This is a genomic window from Streptomyces sp. NPDC002513 (genome assembly GCF_053595355.1).
Genome location: NZ_JBSFXK010000012.1, coordinates 101,484 through 120,825, shown reverse-complemented (window position 1 = coordinate 120,825; position 19,342 = coordinate 101,484). Strand labels below are relative to the sequence as shown.

General features: G+C 72.7%; 15 protein-coding genes. 4 read left to right on the top strand and 11 right to left on the bottom strand.

Features of this window, described 5'->3' with window-relative positions:
* Positions 1 to 249: 249 nt before the first annotated feature.
* Entirely contained in the window at positions 250 to 1,197 is a 948-nt protein-coding gene (locus ACWD5Q_RS11585) for an MIP/aquaporin family protein (protein ID WP_451426827.1), read from the bottom strand.
* Between the two features lie 358 nt (positions 1,198 to 1,555).
* Entirely contained in the window at positions 1,556 to 1,774 is a 219-nt protein-coding gene (locus ACWD5Q_RS11580; RefSeq protein ID WP_451426826.1) for a twin-arginine translocase TatA/TatE family subunit, read from the bottom strand.
* Between the two features lie 226 nt (positions 1,775 to 2,000).
* On the opposite strand from ACWD5Q_RS11580, the gene ACWD5Q_RS11575 reads away from it, so the two are divergent.
* From ACWD5Q_RS11575 to ACWD5Q_RS11565, 3 genes are all read left to right on the top strand, one after another.
* The gene (locus ACWD5Q_RS11575) at positions 2,001 to 3,962 is read left to right on the top strand and encodes an NAD-binding protein (RefSeq protein ID WP_451426846.1); all 1,962 of its coding nucleotides are present in this window, start codon (positions 2,001 to 2,003) and stop codon (positions 3,960 to 3,962) included.
* Positions 3,963 to 4,150: 188 nt separating this feature from the next.
* Positions 4,151 to 6,004 (top strand): prolyl oligopeptidase family serine peptidase, encoded by a 1,854-nt coding sequence (locus tag ACWD5Q_RS11570; protein ID WP_451426825.1) that lies wholly within the window; start codon positions 4,151 to 4,153, stop codon positions 6,002 to 6,004.
* A gap of 327 nt (positions 6,005 to 6,331) precedes the next feature.
* Positions 6,332 to 7,207, top strand: a complete 876-nt coding sequence (locus ACWD5Q_RS11565; RefSeq protein ID WP_451426824.1) for an SURF1 family protein — start codon at positions 6,332 to 6,334, stop codon at positions 7,205 to 7,207.
* Positions 7,208 to 7,375: 168 nt separating this feature from the next.
* Here ACWD5Q_RS11565 and ACWD5Q_RS11560 read toward each other — a convergent pair whose 3' ends face one another.
* From ACWD5Q_RS11560 to ACWD5Q_RS11530, 7 genes are all read right to left on the bottom strand, one after another.
* Entirely contained in the window at positions 7,376 to 8,656 is a 1,281-nt protein-coding gene (locus tag ACWD5Q_RS11560) for a hypothetical protein (protein WP_451426823.1), read from the bottom strand.
* Positions 8,653 to 9,312: a SigE family RNA polymerase sigma factor gene (locus tag ACWD5Q_RS11555; RefSeq protein WP_451426822.1), complete on the bottom strand. Its 660-nt coding sequence runs from the start codon at positions 9,310 to 9,312 to the stop codon at positions 8,653 to 8,655. The genes ACWD5Q_RS11560 and ACWD5Q_RS11555 overlap by 4 nt, the downstream gene beginning before the upstream one ends.
* Positions 9,313 to 9,690: 378 nt before the next feature.
* Entirely contained in the window at positions 9,691 to 10,758 is a 1,068-nt protein-coding gene (locus tag ACWD5Q_RS11550) for an aspartate-semialdehyde dehydrogenase (protein ID WP_451426821.1), read from the bottom strand.
* 148 nt (positions 10,759 to 10,906) lie between these two features.
* Positions 10,907 to 12,184 carry an aspartate kinase gene (locus ACWD5Q_RS11545; protein ID WP_451426820.1) on the bottom strand — a complete coding sequence of 426 codons (1,278 nt, stop codon included), beginning with the start codon at positions 12,182 to 12,184 and terminating at the stop codon, positions 10,907 to 10,909.
* Between the two features lie 278 nt (positions 12,185 to 12,462).
* Positions 12,463 to 13,122: a DUF5063 domain-containing protein gene (locus ACWD5Q_RS11540; protein ID WP_451426819.1), complete on the bottom strand. Its 660-nt coding sequence runs from the start codon at positions 13,120 to 13,122 to the stop codon at positions 12,463 to 12,465.
* Positions 13,115 to 13,714, bottom strand: a complete 600-nt coding sequence (gene recR / locus ACWD5Q_RS11535; RefSeq protein ID WP_451426818.1) for a recombination mediator RecR — start codon at positions 13,712 to 13,714, stop codon at positions 13,115 to 13,117. Before recR ends, ACWD5Q_RS11540 begins: the two co-directional genes overlap by 8 nt.
* A gap of 108 nt (positions 13,715 to 13,822) precedes the next feature.
* Complete coding sequence (locus ACWD5Q_RS11530; RefSeq protein WP_451426817.1) at positions 13,823 to 14,161, bottom strand: YbaB/EbfC family nucleoid-associated protein; 339 nt, start codon at positions 14,159 to 14,161, stop codon at positions 13,823 to 13,825.
* A gap of 368 nt (positions 14,162 to 14,529) precedes the next feature.
* Between ACWD5Q_RS11530 and ACWD5Q_RS11525 the strand changes: the two genes are divergently transcribed.
* Positions 14,530 to 15,270 carry an SLATT domain-containing protein gene (locus tag ACWD5Q_RS11525; protein ID WP_451426816.1) on the top strand — a complete coding sequence of 247 codons (741 nt, stop codon included), beginning with the start codon at positions 14,530 to 14,532 and terminating at the stop codon, positions 15,268 to 15,270.
* Between the two features lie 103 nt (positions 15,271 to 15,373).
* On the opposite strand, the gene ACWD5Q_RS11520 is transcribed toward ACWD5Q_RS11525, so the two are convergent.
* A complete protein-coding gene (locus tag ACWD5Q_RS11520) occupies positions 15,374 to 16,918 on the bottom strand; it encodes a PstS family phosphate ABC transporter substrate-binding protein (RefSeq protein WP_451426815.1) in 1,545 nt (514 codons plus the stop codon).
* Positions 16,919 to 17,042: 124 nt separating this feature from the next.
* Positions 17,043 to 19,118 carry a serine/threonine-protein kinase gene (locus tag ACWD5Q_RS11515; protein WP_451426814.1) on the bottom strand — a complete coding sequence of 692 codons (2,076 nt, stop codon included), beginning with the start codon at positions 19,116 to 19,118 and terminating at the stop codon, positions 17,043 to 17,045.
* Positions 19,119 to 19,342: the final 224 nt, after the last annotated feature.

The window sequence follows — 19,342 nt, the reverse complement described above, 5'->3', positions numbered from 1 at the left end:
GTCGCCAGCGGTCGGGCGCTTCCATGCCCGGGTGCGGGAGCCCTGGACGACGCGGTTCCCGGTACGGGGCGTGCCGTGAGCGCCGCTTCCCGCCGACGCCGGAGCAGGCCGAGGAGCTGGGGCTGCCGCCGGGCACGCCGGTGATCCTCCTCCGGGAAGACGTCGTACGCCTTCGACGGCCGCGTGGCGGACGCCTGTGACGTCACGCTGCCCTGCGACCGCACGGAGCTGGTCTTCAGCGGGCCCGGCTCACTTCTCGCCCGCGTCCGTCTCCAGGCGGGTCAGGCCGGCCTCCGGGAGTTCGGCCAGCCGCACGCGGGCATGCAGGACGTCGCCGATGAACAGGTCGTAGACGAGCACCCCGATCACTCCGCCGACGAGGGGGCCGACGAGGGGGATCCAGAAGTAGTCGCTGAAGGACCCCGCGAGGGTGCCGGGCAGCGCGAGGTCCTGCCAGCCCGCGAGCCATGTGAACAGACGGGGGCCGAAGTCCCGGGCGGGGTTGATGGCATAGCCGGCGTTCGCACCGTACGACATGCCGATGGCGGCGACCGCGAAGCCGATCACCAGGGGGCCCAGGTTGGCCTTCACCGCCGTGTTGCGCAGGTCGACGACCGCCACGATGAACATGACGAGAAAGGCCGTCCCGACGATCTGGTCCACGAGCGGGCCCCCGGTGCCGCCGTGGTAATAGGGCGCGGGAAACGTGCCGAAGATGGAGAAGGTGGCGAGGGTGTGCCCGTTCGTCTTCGGGCCCGTCATGGCGCGGTCGAGGGTGTCGATCGCGTCGTGGTAGACGCCGTACACCAGCGCGGCCCCGACGAACGCGCCGGCCAGTTGCGACGCCGTGTACGGAACCACCTTGCGCCAGGGGAAGCCGCGGCGCAGCGCGAATGCCAGCGTCACCGCCGGATTGAGGTGTGCGCCGCTGACACCGCCGGCCACATACACACCGAAGGTCACGGCGAGCGCCCAGCCCCAGGAGATGAGCAGCCAGTCACCGGCGCCCAGGAAAAACGTGGTGGGACCGGCCGTACGGCCCGATCCGGGCAGTGCGGCGACCGCCATGGCCACCGCACCGCACCCGAAGGAGACGAGGACGCACGTCCCCAGGGATTCCGCCAGGCATTCGCCGAAGAGGCCCCCTCGCCTCCGGAGCCGGGAGGTTTTTACCAGGGGCGTAATTTCCACGGCCATGACGGGCCCCCTCAGGGAATGGTCCGGCCCGTGGAGCCGATGCCACCCGTCCGGGCCTGCGTATTCGGATGTGACGACCTCCGCATTCCTCGCACGGAGCACAGAAAGACACAGCGCGGGAACATGCACAGAGCAGAACGTGCACATCGCAGGAACCTGCACACCACGGGAACACCATGAGTATGACGCACGGAATTCACGGATCGCCGTCTCGTCCAGCACGATGACCCGTTCGGATGACACCGCATTGCGGGTGGCGGTCTCCGCCTTTCATGCCGTATTCGGAGGGCTGCATTCGGAAGGCCGCATTCGGAGGGAACGAGCGCCGGGCGGCCTGAACCTCCCCCGAGGTCCCGCGTCAGGAACGCGCGGGCGGCTCGTCCCGGCCGACGACCGTCCCCCGGATCACAGGGCCCGCATCCGGCGTCACGCCGTCCTGCTCCGTCGGCGCCTTCGCCTCGCTCTTGAGGATCCGTCTCGCCTGCCCCGCCGAACGCGCCAGCTCCGGCAGCTTCTTGATCCCCAGGACGACGACGACCACGAGGAGAATCACGGCCAGCTCACTCATGCCGAACATCAGTCTTGCTCCCAGGGCGGGTGGAGGATGCGCCGGATCCGCGGCGCGACAGCTCTGCAGTTCTACATTTCTACAGTTCTGTAGAAGTCTCCCCCGGGAAGCGCCTGTTCGGCAAGGGTGGACTTTCGGCACCCCGCCCCTGTGGAACCGGCCCGTCCGTAGGGCAGTCTTTCTCCTCGTGGCAGGCGTTCCGCAACAGAACGGATCGAGCGACGCGGTCGCGCACATGGTGGTGTGCGGGGACGACGGACTCGCGCACCGGCTGGCCGCCGAGTTGCGCGGGGTGTACGGCGAGCAGGTGACCCTTGTCGTGCCCCCCGCCAGACGGGTCGCCCGGCAGCCGGTGGTGGGCCGTGCCCGCCCCTCCACGCTGATAGACCGGGTCTCCGCCGCCGTCACGCGCGCGGCGGGCAACAGCAACGGCAACGGCAACGGCAACGGCAATGACGCGAACGGTCGTACCTCTGGCGTCGGCGGTGCCCGTCCCCCGCACCCACCCGACGCCGTACGGCTGTTGGAGGCCCCGGAGGCTTCCGAGGCCGTGCTCGCCGAGGCCGGGGTGGAGCGGGCGACGGCCCTGGCGCTCGTCTATGACGACGACCAGACCAACATCCGCGCCGCGCTCACCGCCCGCCGCCTCAACCCGCGCCTCCAGCTCGTGCTGCGGCTCTACAACCGGCGGCTCGGGCAGCACATCGAGGCGCTCCTCGACCAGGCGGCGGCGCTGGCCTCCGGCGGGAGCGACGGGGCGGCCGAGGCGTTCGACGCGTCCACGACCGTCCTGTCCGACGCCGACACCGCCGCGCCCGCGCTGGCGGCCACGGCCGTGGCCGGCACCACCAAGGTGGTGCAGACCGACGGGCTGATGCTGCGGGCCGTGGAACGCCCGCCGCCGCGCCCCGGCGAGGTCGCCGACCCGGGACTGTGCACGCTGGCGCTGCTGTCGGCGACGGCGGGCGACCCCGTCGGCGCCGACGGTTCCGACGGCAGCGGCGAGCAGGGGCCGCAACTCCTGCCCGACGAACGGGCGATCGCCGCGGCCACCGGACGCGGCACGGTCGTCCTGGAGACCGTCTCCTACGCGGGTCCCGCACTGTCCGGCGGGCGCAGTGTCGTCCCCCTGGGCTCGCTGTTCTCGCGGCGGCTGCGCTGGTCGTTCGCGGGAGTCGTGGGCTGTGTCGTCGCGCTGGCGATCGCGTCGATGGCGGTCACCGGGGAACCCCCGCTGCGCGCCACGTACTTGACGCTGCTCGACCTGTTCGCCATCAACAACCCGGCCATCGGGGAGCCCGCCGGGCGGCAGATCTTGCAACTGCTGTCCGGCCTCGTGGGGTTGCTGCTGCTGCCCGTGCTGGTGGCGGCCGTCCTCGAGGCGCTCGGCACCTTCCGCAGCGGGAGTGCGCTGCGCAAACCGCCACGCGGCCTGTCCGGTCATGTGGTGCTGCTCGGCGTCGGCAAGATCGGCACGCGGGTCCTCACCCGGCTGCGGGAGCTGAGGATTCCGGTGGTGTGCGTGGAGGGCGATCCGGAGGCGCGCGGCCTCGCGACGGCCCGGCGGCTGCGGGTGCCGGTCGTGCTCGGCGACGTGACGCAGGAAGGCGTCCTGGAGGCCGCCAAGATCCACCGGGCGCATGCGCTGCTCGCGCTCACCAGCGCCGACACCACCAACCTCGAGGCCGTCCTGTACGCGCGCTCCGTACGGCCCGACCTGCGGGTCGTCCTGCGCCTGTACGACGACGACTTCGCAACGGCCGTCTACCGCACCCTGCGCGCCGCCCACCCGCACGCCCCGACCCGCAGCCGCAGCGTGTCGCACCTGGCCGCGCCCGCGTTCGCCGGGGCCATGCTGGGGCGGCAGATCCTGGGGGCGATCCCCGTCGAACGGCGGGTGCTGCTGTTCGCCGCCGTGGACGTGGCCGGGCATCCGCAGCTGGAGGGCCGGACGGTCGCGCAGGCCTTCCGGGCGGGGGCCTGGCGGGTGCTCGCTCTGGACACCGCGGCGCCCGGCGGGCGGGACCATGCGCCGGACCCCGAGACGGGCGGTCCGGGCCGCCCCTCGGGGCTGGTCTGGGACCTGCCGCCCACGTACGTCCTGCGGCCGGAGGACCGGGTGGTCCTGGCCGCGACGCGCCGCGGCCTGGCGGACCTCCTGGGCCGCAGGCACCGCGAGGGGGCGGGGACGGCGTAGGCACGGGATCGGCCGGGGCGACGGACGGCGTGGGGGGCGGCGGCCGGGAGGCTCCGGTCGTCCGGTCGTCCGGTCGCGCGGTCGTCCGGTCGCGCGGTCGTGCCTGGTCAGGAGGTTTTCCCGAAGAGTTTTCCACAGGCTGAGGACCTCGGCCGCACGATACCGCCCGAGCCAGGCACTATGGGGCCATGACTGAGAGCAACGGGTCCACCTCGCCCGAGCACGGCGAGGACATGCCGGACTGGGAGAAGCGCTTCCGGGCGCCGCGGGTGTCACTGCCGGAGTGGGCGGAGGACGCGCCGCACCGCGCGTTGTTCGTCTCCAACGCGACGGGGACGTACGAGCTGTACGCGTGGGACCGCACCACGGGCGAGCAGCGCCAGGTCACGAACCGGCCGAACGGCACGACGGACGGGGTGCTCTCACCGGACGGCGAGTGGATCTGGTGGTTCGACGACACCGACGGGGACGAGTTCGGCATCTGGAGACGCCAGCGGTTCACCCCGGGCGCCTCCGGCGCGGACTCCGGGACCGACGAGCCGGCGGCTCCCGGCCTGGAGCCGTCGTACCCGGCCGGGCTCGCGATCGGGCGGGACGGACGGACGGCGGTGGTGGGTCGCTCGACCGACGAGGACGGTTCGACGATCCATCTGGCACGGATCGGCCACGACCCGGTCGAGATCTACCGGCACCGCGAGTCGGCCGGGGTGGGCGGCCTCGCGCACGACGGTTCGCTGATCGCCATCGAGCACACCGAGCACGGCGACGCGATGCACTCGGCCCTGCGTGTGCTGCGGCCGGACGGCTCGACGGTGGCGGAGCTGGACGACACCAAGGGCGGCAGAGTCGAGCTGAGCCTGGAGGTGCTGGGCTTCGCACCGGTCGACGGGGACACCCGACTGCTGGTCGGGCACCAGCGGCGCGGCCGGTGGGAGCCGCTGGTGTGGGACGTCGCCTCGGGCGAGGAGACGGACCTGGCGCTGGAGCTGCCGGGCGACGTGGCCGCGGAGTGGTATCCGGACGGCTCCGCACTGCTGGTCGTGCACAGCTTCGAGGCCCGCAGCGAACTGCTGCGGTACGACCTGGTGACGCACGAGCTGGTGCGGTTGCCGACACCGCCGGGCTCGGTGTCCGGCGCGACGGCCCGCCCCGACGGGACCGTGGAGTACCTGTGGTCGTCTGCGGCCGAGCCGCCGGTGGTGCGGTCGACGTCGGGCGGGGTCGTGCTGGATCCGCCGGGAATGAGATCACCGGGGTCGGTGCCGGTGGAGGACGTGTGGGTGGAGGGGCCGGGCGGCCGCATCCACGCGTTGGTGCAGAAGCCGGCCGGGGCGACCGGACCGCTGCCGACGGTGTTCGACATCCATGGCGGCCCCACCTGGCACGACAGCGACTCGTTCGCGGCGGGCCCGGCGGCCTGGGTGGACCACGGGTACGCGGTGGTGCGGATCAACTACCGGGGTTCGACGGGGTACGGACGCGAGTGGACGGACGCCCTCAAGCACCGGGTCGGGCTGATCGAACTGGAGGACATCGCGGCGGTGCGGGAGTGGGCGGTGTCGTCCGGGCTCGCGGACCCGGGGCGGCTGGTCCTGACCGGCGGCTCCTGGGGCGGGTATCTGACCCTGCTCGGGCTCGGCACCCAGCCGGACGCGTGGACGATCGGGATCGCGGCGGTGCCGGTCGCGGACTATGTGACGGCGTACCACGACGAGATGGAGACGCTGAAGGCGATGGACCGGACCCTGCTCGGGGGCACCCCGGAAGAGGTGCCCGAGCGCTTCGAGGCGTCGTCGCCGCTGACGTACGTCGACGCGGTGAAGGCGCCGGTGTACATCTCGGCGGGGGTGAACGACCCGCGCTGCCCGATCCACCAGGTCGACAACTATGTGGACCGGCTCACCGCACGGGAGGCGGCACACGAGGTGTACCGGTACGACGCGGGACACGGCTCCCTGGTGGTCGACGAGCGGATCAAGCAGGTGCGGCTGGAGCTGGACTTCGCGGCGCGCCATCTGGAGGGCCGGGATCTGGAGAGCTGACACCTGGAGAGCCGGCATCTGGAGAGCGTGGAGAGCCGAGAGGAGCGACGGCCCGGACGGCGGGCGGGACGGACGGCGTGGCCGACCGCCCGGTGGACGGGACCGGGACGGGCGGCGTGGCTGGCCGTCCCGTGGACGGGACCAGGACGGGCGGCGCGCCTGACCGTCCGGTGGACCGGGCCGGAACCGGCGGCGTGGCCGGCCGCCGGCGGACGGGGCAGGCTGCGGGGCAGGCGTGCGTTGGCCGGACCGGCGTACGGGGAGGGGTGCCTCGTACGCCGGGCCCCACGGGCGGGTCTGCGAGGGCGGCACCGTACCGTGGAGGGCGTGTACCGGTTTCTGCTGACGCCCCGCTGGTGGGGGATCAACGTCTTCGTGCTGCTGGCCATCCCCTTCTGCATCTTCATGGGGTCATGGCAGCTGAGCCGGTTCGAGTCCCGGATGCACGAGCAGCAGAGAGCGAACGAGCAGGCCACGGCGGCCCGCACGGAGGCGGCCCGGCCGCTTCGGGAACTGCTGCCCGTCGACAAGAACACGTCCGGGAAGCGGGCCACGGCCACCGGGCGGTACGGGAAGCAGTTGCTGGTGCCGGACCGGGAGCTGGACGGCAGGAACGGGTTCTATGTGCTGACCATGCTGCGCACCGACCAGGGCATGGCCCTGCCGGTCGTGCGGGGCTGGCTGCCGGGCGACGCGGACTCCGCGAAGGCACCGGCCGCACCGGCCGGTGAGGTCACCGTCACGGGTGCGCTGCAGGCGTCGGAGAGCCCGGGGGCGAACGGGGCGGGAGGGGGCGGGGGGCTCCCCACCGACCAGACCGCGGCGATCAGCGCGGCGTCGCTGGTGAACCTCGTGCCCTACCGTCTCTACGACGCCTGGATCACGCTCGACAAGGCCGACAGCGGGATGCGGGCGGTACCGGCGACGGCACCGCAGGGCACCGGACTGGATCTGAAGGCGTTCCAGAACCTGGGCTACACGGGCGAGTGGTTCGTCTTCGCGGGCTTCACGGTCTTCATGTGGTTCCGCCTGCTGCGACGCGAGGTGGAGTACGCCCGGGACGCGGAGCTGGGTCTCGTCACGGAGGGACCGGAGGCCAGGACCCCGGCGTCCCCGGCAGAAGCAGAAGCAGGGGCGGGAACAGAGGCGGCCGGGAACGGGAAGAGCGCCGCCGAGAGCGCGCCCCGCACCGCCGCGACCTGAGGCCCGGGCGCCCGGACCGTGCCGGACGCGGGCGCGCCCGGCAGCCCGGCAGCCCGGCAGCCCGGCACGGAACGCAAGCCCGGCACCGTGAGCTCCCGGCGCAGGCTTCAGGACACGGGGACCCTGGTTCAGTACGCCGGGGCACGGTTCAGTACACCCGAGCACAGTTCAGGACGCAGGCAGCATCCCCGTGCGGTAGACCGTGCCGGCGCAGGCGTCGGAGATCGTCGTGGCGGTGCCGGAGCCGGTCACCGGCGTGTAGGAGACCACCACGCTGCCGTCGGCCACGCCGTCCTCCGTCATCAGCTGCGGTGCCGTGCCACCGCCCCCCGAGGTCGTGTCGGTGATCGTGCCGGTGCTCTCCGAAGGGCTCGGGTCCGGGGAGGGTTCGCCGGTGCCGCCACCCGTGGTGGGGCAGGTCTCCGACGGGACCCAGGCGAACTTGACCTCGTAGGCCGCACCGGGCTTGAGCACCAGCGAGCCGGCCTCCCCGGACGGGGCGGGCAGCCCGGTGGCCGCGTCGCCCGCGACATGGTCCACCACGCTGATCTTGGCGGGGTCCGCCGCGCCCTGGGGGGCCGGAGTGACACTGCCGCCGCCCGAGACCGTACAGCTCGTGGCGGAGACGTTGGCGATGCGGAAGGCGCCGTAGACCGTGCCGCTGGAGTCCGGTGCGCCGGCGGTGGCGGTCGCACCGCCGAGCTGGGCCGCCGTGCATACGGGGGTGCTCTGCGCGGAGGCCGTCGGGCCGGCCCCGCCGGTGGCGCCGCCGGTCACGTCCTTGCCCTTGTTCTCCGGGCTCTTCTGGCCGCCCTGGTCCCCGTTCTTGACCGTGCCGGAGGAGCCGACCGAGCCGCTGCCGACGCCCCCGTCCGGGTTCTTGTTCTGCGCGGTGCCCTGCTGGGCCTGCGAGGCCTGACCGGCGATGGAGGGGTCGGGGTCGGAGGTGGCGTGGGAGACATGGACGAGGGCCGGGATCGCCGTGCCGACGAACAGGGCGGCGGCCGCCATGCCGACCAGGGCCTGCCGCTTGCGCGCCCGCCGGGCGGGCACCGCGCGCCGCAGATGCTCCAGGGTGCCGTCGCTCGGCTCGATGTCGTCCACCGCCTGGTGGAGTATCCGCCGGAGCGCCTGTTCGTCCGGACCGAGCCCCTCGGCCGCCAGGCCGTCCCGCCCGGCACCCGACCCGTCCGCACGGTCCTCGAAACCGCCGGGCCCCCGTGCGAAGCGGTCGGCGGCGGACGTGTCGGGAGCGGCGCGGTCCGGCCGGGCTTCCTGTCGGCCCTGGTCGTCGGGGTGGTGGTTCACAGTTCGGTTCCCAGCATGCTGTTCGTGGTCGTCCTCGTGGGGCGCCGACCGGTCCGTCGGCTCGTGCCACATATCGGGCTCGTGTCGTTCGTGGGAGCCGCGTCCCGGGACGGCGGGGCGCCGCTCCTCGTACTCGCTCATGCCGACGCTCCCATGGCGATGCGCAGCGCCGCGATGCCGCGCGATCCGTACGCCTTCACCGACCCCAGCGATATCCCCAGCGTCTCGGCGACCTGGGCCTCGGTCATGTCCGCGAAGTAGCGCAGCACCAGCACCTCGCGCTGACGGCGCTGCAGACCCTTCATGGCCCGGATCAGCGAGTCGCGCTCCAGCTGGTCGTACGCGCCCTCCTCCGCGCTCGCCATGTCCGGCATCGGCTTGGAGAGCAGCTTGAGACCGAGGATGCGGCGGCGCAACGCCGAACGCGAGAGGTTGACGACCGTCTGGCGCAGATAGGCGAGCGTCTTCTCCGGGTCGCGGACGCGCTTGCGCGCCGAGTGGACGCGGATGAAGGCCTCCTGGACGACGTCCTCGCAGGACGCGGTGTCGTCGAGGAGGAGCGCCGCGAGCCCGAGGAGGGAGCGGTAGTGGGCACGGTAGGTCTCGGTCAGATGGTCCACCGTGGTGCCGGCGGCCGTCGTCTCCTCAGCGCTCTCGCGCTGGCTGGGTATGCGGGCACGCCGCGCTGTGGGCATGGGGGCGATCACCGGCATGCCGCCGGGCACGCGGGTGCGGCGGGGCGGGCGAAGGGCCGTGCCCCTCGCCCGTACCGCGGTGAATTCGAGTACCTCTGCCACGCCAGTTGGACACGCCTCACCCCCTGAGGGTTGTACGCGACTGGCATCGCCTTCGCGTCAGACAGCACGTCCGTCTGCACCTGCCCTCGTGCGCCCCCCAGCGCCGCGGACCGTGCGTCTTGTGCCCTCATGCGTACCAGCTCTTCCCCTAATGCCCCATGGTGATGGCGCCCGCCCCCCGTAGGGCGACCCCAAAGACGCTCCCCGCTCCGCAAGCGGTTGCGGGGCGGGGAGGGAAATCTTCGAACACCCGAAGGATTCGATCAAGTGGTCCAGATCATGGACCGGCCGACAGGACTGATAGAGATCCTACAAACGTTCTGGCCGCCGACCAGGAAATTCCCCGCCTGGTGGGACCGCGGCCGAAGAACCTGCGGGCTATGGAGCCGTCCGTTCCGCCGCGACCAGTTCCGCGATCTGCGTCGTGTTCAGCGCCGAGCCCTTGCGCAGGTTGTCCCCGCACAGGAACAGTTCCAGCGCGGTCGGGTCGTCGAGGGAGCGGCGTACCCGGCCCGCCCAGGTCGGGTCCGTGCCGACCACGTCGGCGGGCGTGGGGAACTCGCCCGCGGCCGGGTCGTCGAAGAGGACGACTCCGGGCGCGGTGGCGAGGATGTCCCGCGCGCGGTCGACCGTGACCTCGCCCTCGAAGCGGGCGTGCACGGTGAGGGAGTGCGCGGTGACCACGGGCACGCGGACGCAGGTGACCGCCACCGGCAGCCGGGGCAGCCCCAGGATCTTGCGGGACTCGTCGCGGATCGTCATCTCCTCGGAGGACCAGCCGTCCTCGCTCGGGGACCCGGCCCACGGGACGACGTTCAGCGCCACCGGCTCCGGGAAGGGCCCGGTGTTGTCGCCCACCGCGCGCCGTACGTCACCGGGGCTCGTCCCCAGCTCCGTCCCCGCGACCAGCGAGAGCTGCTGCCGCAGGGTCTCGATGCCCGCGTGTCCCGCGTCGCTCACGGCCTGGTACGAGGACACGACCAGCTCGCTGAGCCCGAACTCGGCGTGCAGCGCGCCGAGCGGCACGATCATCGCGAGCGTGGTGCAGCGGGGGTTGGCGATGATGCCGCGCGGGCGCACCCGGACGGTGTGCGGGTTGACCTCCGGCACGACCAGCGGGACCTCCGGGTCCATCCGGAACGCACCCGAGTTGTCCACCACGACCGTGCCCCGCGCGGCGGCGACCGGCGCCCACTGCCGCGCGACCTCGCTGGGCACGTCGAACATCGCCACGTCGACGCCGGACAGCGCCTCCTCGTCGAGCGCGACGACCTCGACCTCCTCACCGCGCACGGTCAGCTTGCGGCCGGCCGAGCGGGGCGAGGCGATCAGACGGATCTCGCCCCAGACGTCCGCGTGCTGGGACAGGATCTGAAGCATGACGGAGCCGACGGACCCGGTCGCTCCCACGACCGCGAGTGTCGGCCGCCCGGTCCGCGCCGTCACGGGCGCTCCCCACGGGGCACGCCCGGGCCCGGCAGACCGGCCCGCCGCACGGGAGGCGCGGCCGGCCCGGTCCCCGTACGGCGCGCACGCCCGGTACGGCCCGGGCGCGTGGACCCCTTGCGGTCCGCGCCCCCGCGGGGGAGGCCGGTCATCGCCCGGTGCCGCCGTAGACGACGGCCTCGTCGCTCTCGGAGTCCAGGCCGAACGCGCTGTGCACCGCGCGCACCGCCTCCGGGACGTCGTCCGCGCGCGTCACCACCGAGATGCGGATCTCGGAGGTCGAGATCAGCTCGATGTTCACGCCCGCGTCGCTCAGCGCCTCGAAGAAGGAGGCCGTGACGCCCGGGTTCGTCTTCATGCCCGCGCCGACGAGGGAGATCTTGCCGATCTGGTCGTCGTAGCGCAGGGAGTCGTAGCCGATCGCGGTCTTGCCCTTCTCCAGGGCGTCGATCGCCTTGCGTCCCTCGGTCTTCGGGAGCGTGAAGGAGATGTCCGTGAGGCCGGTCGACGCGGCCGAGACGTTCTGCACGACCATGTCGATGTTGATCTCGGCGTCGGCGATGGCGCGGAAGATCGAGGCGGCCTCGCCCGGCTTGTCCGGCACACCGACGACCGTGATCTTGGCCTCGGAGGTGTCGTGCGCGACACCGGAGATGATGGCCTGCTCCACCTGCTTGTCCTTCTGCTCGTTCGGCTCGCTGCTGACCCACGTGCCCTGCAGCCCGCTGAAGGAGGAGCGGACGTGGATCGGGATGTTGTAGCGGCGCGCGTACTCCACACAGCGGTGGAGCAGCACCTTGGACCCGGACGAGGCCAGCTCCAGCATGTCCTCGAAGGAGATCCAGTCGACCTTCCGGGCCTTCTTCACCACACGCGGGTCGGCGGTGAACACGCCGTCGACGTCGGTGTAGATCTCGCACACCTCGGCGTCGAGGGCGGCGGCCAGTGCCACGGCGGTCGTGTCGGAACCACCCCGGCCCAGGGTCGTGATGTCCTTCTTGTCCTGGCTCACGCCCTGGAAACCGGCGACGATCGCGATGTTGCCCTCGTCCAGCGCGGTGCGGATGCGGCCGGGCGTGACGTCGATGATCCGGGCTTTGTTGTGGACGGAGTCGGTGATGACGCCTGCCTGGCTGCCGGTGAAGCTCTGCGCCTCGTGGCCCAGGTTTTTGATCGCCATGGCCAGCAGGGCCATGGAGATCCGCTCTCCGGCGGTCAGCAGCATGTCGAACTCACGCCCGGCAGGCATCGGGGAAACCTGCTCGGCGAGATCGATCAGCTCGTCCGTCGTGTCGCCCATCGCGGAAACGACGACAACCACCTGGTTGCCGTTCTTCTTCGCTTCCACGATCCGCTTGGCGACGCGCTTGATGCCTTCGGCATCGGCTACGGAGGAGCCTCCGTACTTCTGCACGACAAGGCCCACGTGCGCTCCTCGCTCAATCCGTCTCTTTCCGCACCCGCGCAGTGCCGGTGCGGTCGGCTCAGTCTATCGAGGGACCGGATTCCCCTTCCGGGATACCGCATGGTGAGATGTCCCGCTCACCTTGGGACCCTCCCGGTTTTCTCCGGATCCGGGACGGACGCACGACGGCTTTCACCGCCGCTCCCCGCGGGGAGACCAGGCCGCTCCGCACGGCACCTGCCCCCGCCGCGCACCCCGTACTCGGAAACGTGCCACGTGTCACAGGGGCCGCCGGACGGCTACGTGACCGGCCGCAGTCCGAGCGGTCGCGCGATCTCCCGGACCATGACCCGCCCCGCCTCCTCCGCGAGGACGTCGTCGCCGAGGTCCTGGTCGGTGTCGAGGCCGTCCAGCTCCGCCAGGGGCTGGTTCAGCCGTACGTGCGCGACCACGGACTGCAGGGCCCGCAGGGCCGCGGAGGCGGTCGAGCCCCAGTTGGAGAAGTACGAGAACTGCCACCACCACAGCGCCTCCGTGGTGCGGCCGGCGCGGTAGTGGGCCATGCCGTGGCGCAGATCCGTGATGATGTCCGCCAGATCGTCGGAGATACGGGCCGGGACCGGGGCCCTGCGCGGCTCGTACGGGTCGAAGACCTCCGAGTAGACGTCGATCGGGTCCAGCATGGCGGCGAAGCGCTCGCGCAGCTCGTCCGCGTCCGCGTCCGGGCCCGTGTCCGGCTCGTAGCGCTCCTCGGGCACGATGTCCTCGTGTGCGCCCAGACGGCCGCCCGCGAGCAGCAGCTGGGAGACCTCCAGCAGGAGGAAGGGGACGGCCGAGTCCGGCTCGTCGCCCTTCGCGACCTCGGTGACGGCGACCAGGAAACTCTCGACCTGATCCGCGATCTGAACGGCGAAGTCGTCCGGGTCCTGCGTCGTGGAGTGCAGCGTGGCGTCAGACATCTAGGAGTCGTCTCCCCTCGAAGGCGCGGCCGAGGGTGACCTCGTCCGCGTATTCCAGGTCGCCACCCACCGGGAGGCCGCTGGCCAGGCGGGTGACCTTCAGGCCCATGGGCTTGATCATCCGGGCGAGATACGTGGCCGTGGCCTCGCCCTCCAGGTTGGGGTCCGTGGCCAGGATCAGCTCGGTGACCGTGCCGTCGGCCAGCCTGGCGAGCAGCTCCCTGATGCGCAGGTCGTCCGGGCCCACGCCCTCGATGGGGCTGATCGCGCCGCCCAGGACGTGGTAGCGGCCGCGGAACTCGCGGGTGCGCTCGACCGCGACGACGTCCTTCGGCTCCTCCACCACGCAGATCACCGACGGGTCGCGGCGCGCGTCACGGCAGATGCCGCACAGTTCCTCCTGCGCCACGTTGCCACAGGTCGCGCAGAAGCGGACCTTCGCCTTCACCTCGAGCAGCGCCTGGGCGAGCCGGCGGACGTCCGCCGGCTCGGCCTGCAGGATGTGGAAGGCGATCCGCTGGGCGCTCTTGGGACCGACGCCGGGCAGCCGCCCCAGCTCGTCGATGAGGTCCTGGACCACGCCTTCGTACAACGGACTGCCTTTCCTGAAGAGCTTCGGCACGTACCGTAGCCGCGCTCGGTTTCTTGGTACGTACGGTAGTTGGCCCTCGCCTTGCGCAGAAGGGACGGACCGGTGGACTCAGAACGGCAGGCCGGGGAGCCCGCCGCCCAGCCCCTGGGCCAGCGGGCCGAGCTTCTGCTGCTGGAGGGCCTGCGCGTTCTCGTTGGCCGCCTGGACGGCCGCGACGACCAGATCGGCGAGCGTCTCCGTGTCCTCCGGGTCCACCGCCTTCGGGTCGATCACCAGGGCACGCAGCTCACCGGCGCCGGTGACCGTGGCCTTCACCAGACCACCGCCCGCCTGGCCGTCGACCTCGGTCCGCGCCAGCTCCTCCTGCGCCCTGGCGAGGTCCTGCTGCATCTTCTGGGCCTGCTGGAGCAACTGCTGCATATTGGGCTGGCCACCACCGGGAATCACGATCAGCTCCTGGTCTCGTACGGGTACGGCTGGCAGGTCGCGTACGGCTGTCAGGGCGGGGTTTGCCGCCTGGCACGAGCCTACGTGGTCACCGGGACGACCGCTCCGGTAGTCCGTCCGGACTCAAGGCGCGGCACGCGGCGGCACTCGTTCGGGTGGCTTTGCGGGGCGTCCTCCCCCGGCCACGGCCTCCTTCCGGGCGGAAAAGCGGTGAAACCCGGGCCCGCGTCGCCCGGGGGACGGTAGGAAGGGTTCGGCGCTTCAGCACCATGCGTCACGAACACGTGGCGGAGCGTGTGCCGTGTAGGCGGGCGCACACCGCGAAGTGACCATCGCGGAACGTCAGAGCCGTACGTAGGGAGTGCCGGGTGAGTCAGCCGGAGATGCAGCCCGAAGGTCCGCTCCAGGACGGGCGGGGCGACGGCGTGGCAGGACTTCGGCCCGGCGACCTCGGGGGGCGGCCGTTCCCGCACGGTGACTGGGGGGAGCCCGCGGAGCGGCTGGACGAGCTGTACCGGTGGGTGGAGCGCCGGGCGCTGGAGACGGCGGCCTGGTACCTCGCGAACCGGGTGTGGAAACGCCGGGCCGCGCGGGCGCTGCGCGTGGGCACGGCGGCCGGGGTCGGGTGCGGGGCCGCGCTGCCGCTGCTCGATCTGACCGGGGTCACGGACGGCGCCCTGCCGTGGGCGTATCTGTCGCTGCTGCTGGGGATGGCGTGCGTCGCCGGGGACCGGTTCTTCGGGGTGACCTCCGGGTGGATGCGGGACGTGGCGACCGCCCAGGCTCTGCAACGGCGGTTGCAGACGCTCCAGTTCGACTGGGCGGCCGAGAGCGTGCGGGAGGTGCTCGGGCCGACGGAGGGGACCGCGGGCGAGGCGGCGGAGCGGTGCCTCTCGGTGCTGCGGCGGTTCAGCGAGGACGTGACGGAGCTGATGCGGGCGGAGACCGCGGACTGGATGGCGGAGTTCCGCAGGGGGTCCGCGCCGCTGGTGCTCCAGTCGGTGGGGGCCGCCGCGCCACGGGCCGAAGGGGTGGCGCCGGGGCGGTTCGCCCCGCCCTCGGGGGCCCGGCCGAACATGCCGAGACAACGGCCGCCGGATCCCCGGTGAGACGGCCGTCCCCCGGGGGACCGGCGCCGGTGCGGCGGGAACGGGCCCGGCGTCGGTCCCCGGCGACCGTCGTCCGCGCTCAGCCGCCGTCGGTCGTCCTCGCTCAGCCGCCGTCGTCCGCGCAGAGCGGCTGCACCGTCGGCGCGGAGCACGGCAGATGGTCGTGGTCCCGGATCTGGCTCTCGCCGGTGCGCTGCTGGACGTAGGCGAGGAAGTCGGCGGTGAGGGAGCCGAGGGGCGGGCGCTGGTAGGTGTAGGCGTACTCGACGCCGCGGTAGGGGTAGTTGCCGATGCGGGACTCGATGTCCTGGGTGGAGGCCGCGGCGCCGTCCAGGGGCACCCGGCGCAGGCCCGGGTGACGGGCGAGGTTGAGTTCGCTGTAGCCGATGGCCCCGGGGATCTTGGCCACCGCGTCCAGCACCTTTTGCGTGGAGTCGAGTTCGCAGCGCATGACGGGCGCGGACCGGTCGTTCTGGTGGACACAGTCCAGCGATGTGCTGGGGGCCCGCTCCCAGGTGCCGAGCACCCGCTGCTGGAAGATCTGCCGGGTGCCGGAGTCGGCGTTGCGGCTGACGAGCACCACGGGCAGGTCGGGCAGACGGGGGTCGAGCTGCTTCCAGCGGCTGATCTTCCCGCTGTAGACGCGGCGCACGTCCGCCAGGGAGAGCCCGCGCCCCAGGTCGACGTCCTCGTTGACGACCAGGGTGAAGACGGACACGGCGACCGGGGTACCTCTGAGATCAGAGGCCCCGTCGGCCCTGGGGGTGCGACCGTCGGAGAACGCGAGCATGGCGGGGGCGCCTTTCGACCGGGAGCCCAGGGAGATGAGGTCCCCGACCCCCGCCTCGCTGCCGCGGGCGTCCACCGTGATGTCGGAGCCCTCGCACTTCTTCTCGTACTGCTTCGCCAGATCCTGCACCACGGGGGCGAAGGCCGTCGAGCCGGTGACCGTCAGGCTGCCGCGGGCGCAGTCGATGGGGAGCGGATGGTCGTCGCGGGCGATGACGATGCCGGCGAGCGTGAGGACGCTGAGTGTGAGCGTGATGCTGATCAGCCGGGCGGCCCGGCTGAACAGGGGCGGCTCGTCGTCCGGGGTGGCACTGCGGTTGGGGTGCACCTGGCCGTTGCGGATACCGCCTCTGAGCCGTATCTCACGGCCCACATCGCCGCCGGACAGCACCACCAGCAGTTTGAAGTGGTCGCCGTGGTTGAGCGGGACGCGCGGGATGTGCAGCCGGTTGCCCTCGTAGCCGAAGCCGCGCTCCGCGGTGAAGTGGTCCATCAGGTGGTCGTTGTCGGTCGTTTGTGTGACCGACACACCGCGAATGGTGCGATCGGTGAACACCGCGGTCAGGCCATGGCGTTCGGGGCCGGTGTAGTCACCGCCGTCGATGCCCTGCGAGCCGTCGTTCTCGATGCGTAGCAGGACGAGTGTCGCGTCCACCATGCCCGGGGTCTCGGCGAAGAGGCCGAGGCGTCTGTTGGCGCGGTCGGAGCCGTCACCGATCGGGCTGTCCATCTGGACGCGGTAGCCGATGCGCTTGTGGTGCGGCACCCGGCGTTCGTACCAGACCATGGCACCGGACGCGACGATACCGAGGACCGCGGTTCCCACGGCCACGATGTTCTCTGGACTCAACCACTGCACCGCGGGTCCCCCGATTTTCCCCGGAGCCGATTGTGGGGTCACCGTACGGGCCGGCGGCGGCACCGGGCAGGGGACGGCCGCCTAAGTTCGCGTGACGCTCAACTTGCCTGTGGGTAAAGGGACTTCAGCCTCGCCTGGTGTATGTGAGGGACTCGCCGCCGCTCATGGTCACGCGGCGCAGGCGGCCGTCCGGAAGGATCGTCAGCTCCGTGGCGGCGCCCGGGGTGCAGGCGGACGCGGGGCGGCCCTCCACGACCGTGGAGGCACCGATGTCCAGTGGGCCGCCCGCGCCGGGCGCTCCGGTCAGCCCGGCCCGGAAGACGCAGTGGTACGTGCCGTTGCCGGACGGGCCGTCCGCGGTCAGCGAGAGCACCGTGTCCCCCACGTCGCCCTGCTCGATGACCAGCCGGCGGGTGTGGTGGCCGTTCGTGGTGTCGATGGCGGCGGTCCAGGTGCCGAGGAAGGCGTCGGGCACGGCGCCGGCCGCGGACGCCCGCGCGGTGGGGCTCGCGGTGGCCGGTGCGGAGCCCGCGGGGGTGTCCGGGGCGGGGGTGGCGGGCGCGGCGGAGTGGTGCGCGTGGCCGCGGCCACCGCCACTCGTCCCGGTCACGTCGCCGCGCATCAGCGCGTACACCGAGCCGCCCGCGCCGAGCGCGACCACCAGGGCGGCGACCATCAGCGCGGCGGTGGAGCGGCCGCTTCTGCGCCGCGGCTCCTGCGGGCCCGGGCCGCCGTAGGGGTACGGGCCGTGGGGATGGGTCGGGCCGAGGGGATGGGTCGGGCCGAGGGCGGGGCCGAAGCCGCCATGGCCGTACCCGGGCTGGGGGTGCTGCTGGGGGTAGCCGTACGCGGCGGGCGGCGGGGGCGGCCCGTCGGGGCCGGCCTGGCCGGGCGGGCCACCGGGGGAGGCGGGCCGGCCGGGCGGAGGCGGGGCGGCACCGTACGGCAGGTCGGAGGCGGGCGCGTGCTCGGGCGACACCTCGGGAACCACGGGAGCCGCGGGAACTGCCGGGGGCCGTTTGGTGAGGTCCACCGAGGCCCGGGGGGTGCCCGCACCGGGCGCCGGGGCGGGCCCGGCCCCCGGGCCTACTGCGGACCGGACAGGATCCCCGACCGGCCTGACCGTCCCGGCGGGGCTCGCGGCAGACCCGGCAGCCGCGGCGTCCGCGGGGCCCGTACCGTCGCCCGAGTCCGTCCCACCCGGCGCGCGCCCCGCGCCACCCTCCTGAGCCACCCTCATCGCGGTCTCCTCCGGGTCCTCGGCGTCCAGCAACCGCACGGCGTGGCGGCCCAGTTGGGCGACCAGGGCGCCGGGCAGCCAGGGGTCACGGGTGCGGCCGTCGAAGACCGTGTCCTCGGCGCCGGCCCGTTCCAGGATCTCCGCCGGGGTGGGGCGGGCCGCGGGGTCCTTGCGCAGACAGTCCCGGACGAGATCGCTGAGGCTCTCGGGCACGCCCGCCAGGTCCGGTTCCTCCTGGGCGATACGGAACATCAGCGCGTGCGCCCCGCTGCCCCCGCCGCCGAAGGGCAGGGCGCCCGTGGCGGCGTACGCGAGGACGGATCCCAGGCAGAACACGTCGCACGCGGGCGTGACGCGGTCGCCGCGCACCTGCTCGGGCGCCATGAACCCGGGCGACCCGACCAGCGCGCCGGTACGGGTGAGCCCCGCGCCGCCGGGGGATTCCAGCGCGCGGGCGATACCGAAGTCGATGACCCGGGGCCCGTCGATGGTCACCAGCACATTGGAGGGCTTGAGGTCGCGGTGGATGAGCCCGGCGGCGTGGATGTCCCGCAGGGCGTGGGCGAGCCCGGCGGCCAGGACGCGGACGGACCGCTCCGGCAGGGCGCCGTGGTCCCGGGAGACAACGCTCTGCAGGGTGGGGCCCGCGACATAGCCGGTGGCGACCCAGGGGATGTCGGCCTCGGTGTCCGCGTCGAGGACGGGCGCGGTCCAGTGTCCGCCGACCCGGCGCGCGGCCTGCACCTCCCGCCGGAAGCGCGCCCGGAACTCCTCCTGTTCGGCCAGCTCCCGCCGGACGAGTTTCACCGCGACGGTACGTCCCCGGTCGGACCGGGCCAGATACACGTTCCCCATGCCGCCTGCCCCGAGCCGGGCGAGCAGCCGATAAGCCCCGGCGTTCCCCCGGAGCCGCAAGCCCGGGGGGATCCCCAGCGGATCCCCGCCCCCCGGCTTCTCCATCGCCGCCTCACCTACCCCCCTGCGTGTGCGACAGACAGCCAGAGAATAACCAGAGAACGTCGCCGCCCCGCGAGGAGTCGGCCACGGCGCCGCCCCGGTTCCGTCACGGGACGGAACGGGCGCCTCCGTAGCGCTCCGCCCCGTGACCGCCCCGCCGACGGACCGGACGGCCCGCAGCACTCCGCCCCGGAACTCCCCGCCGACGAACCGAGCGGCCCGCAGCA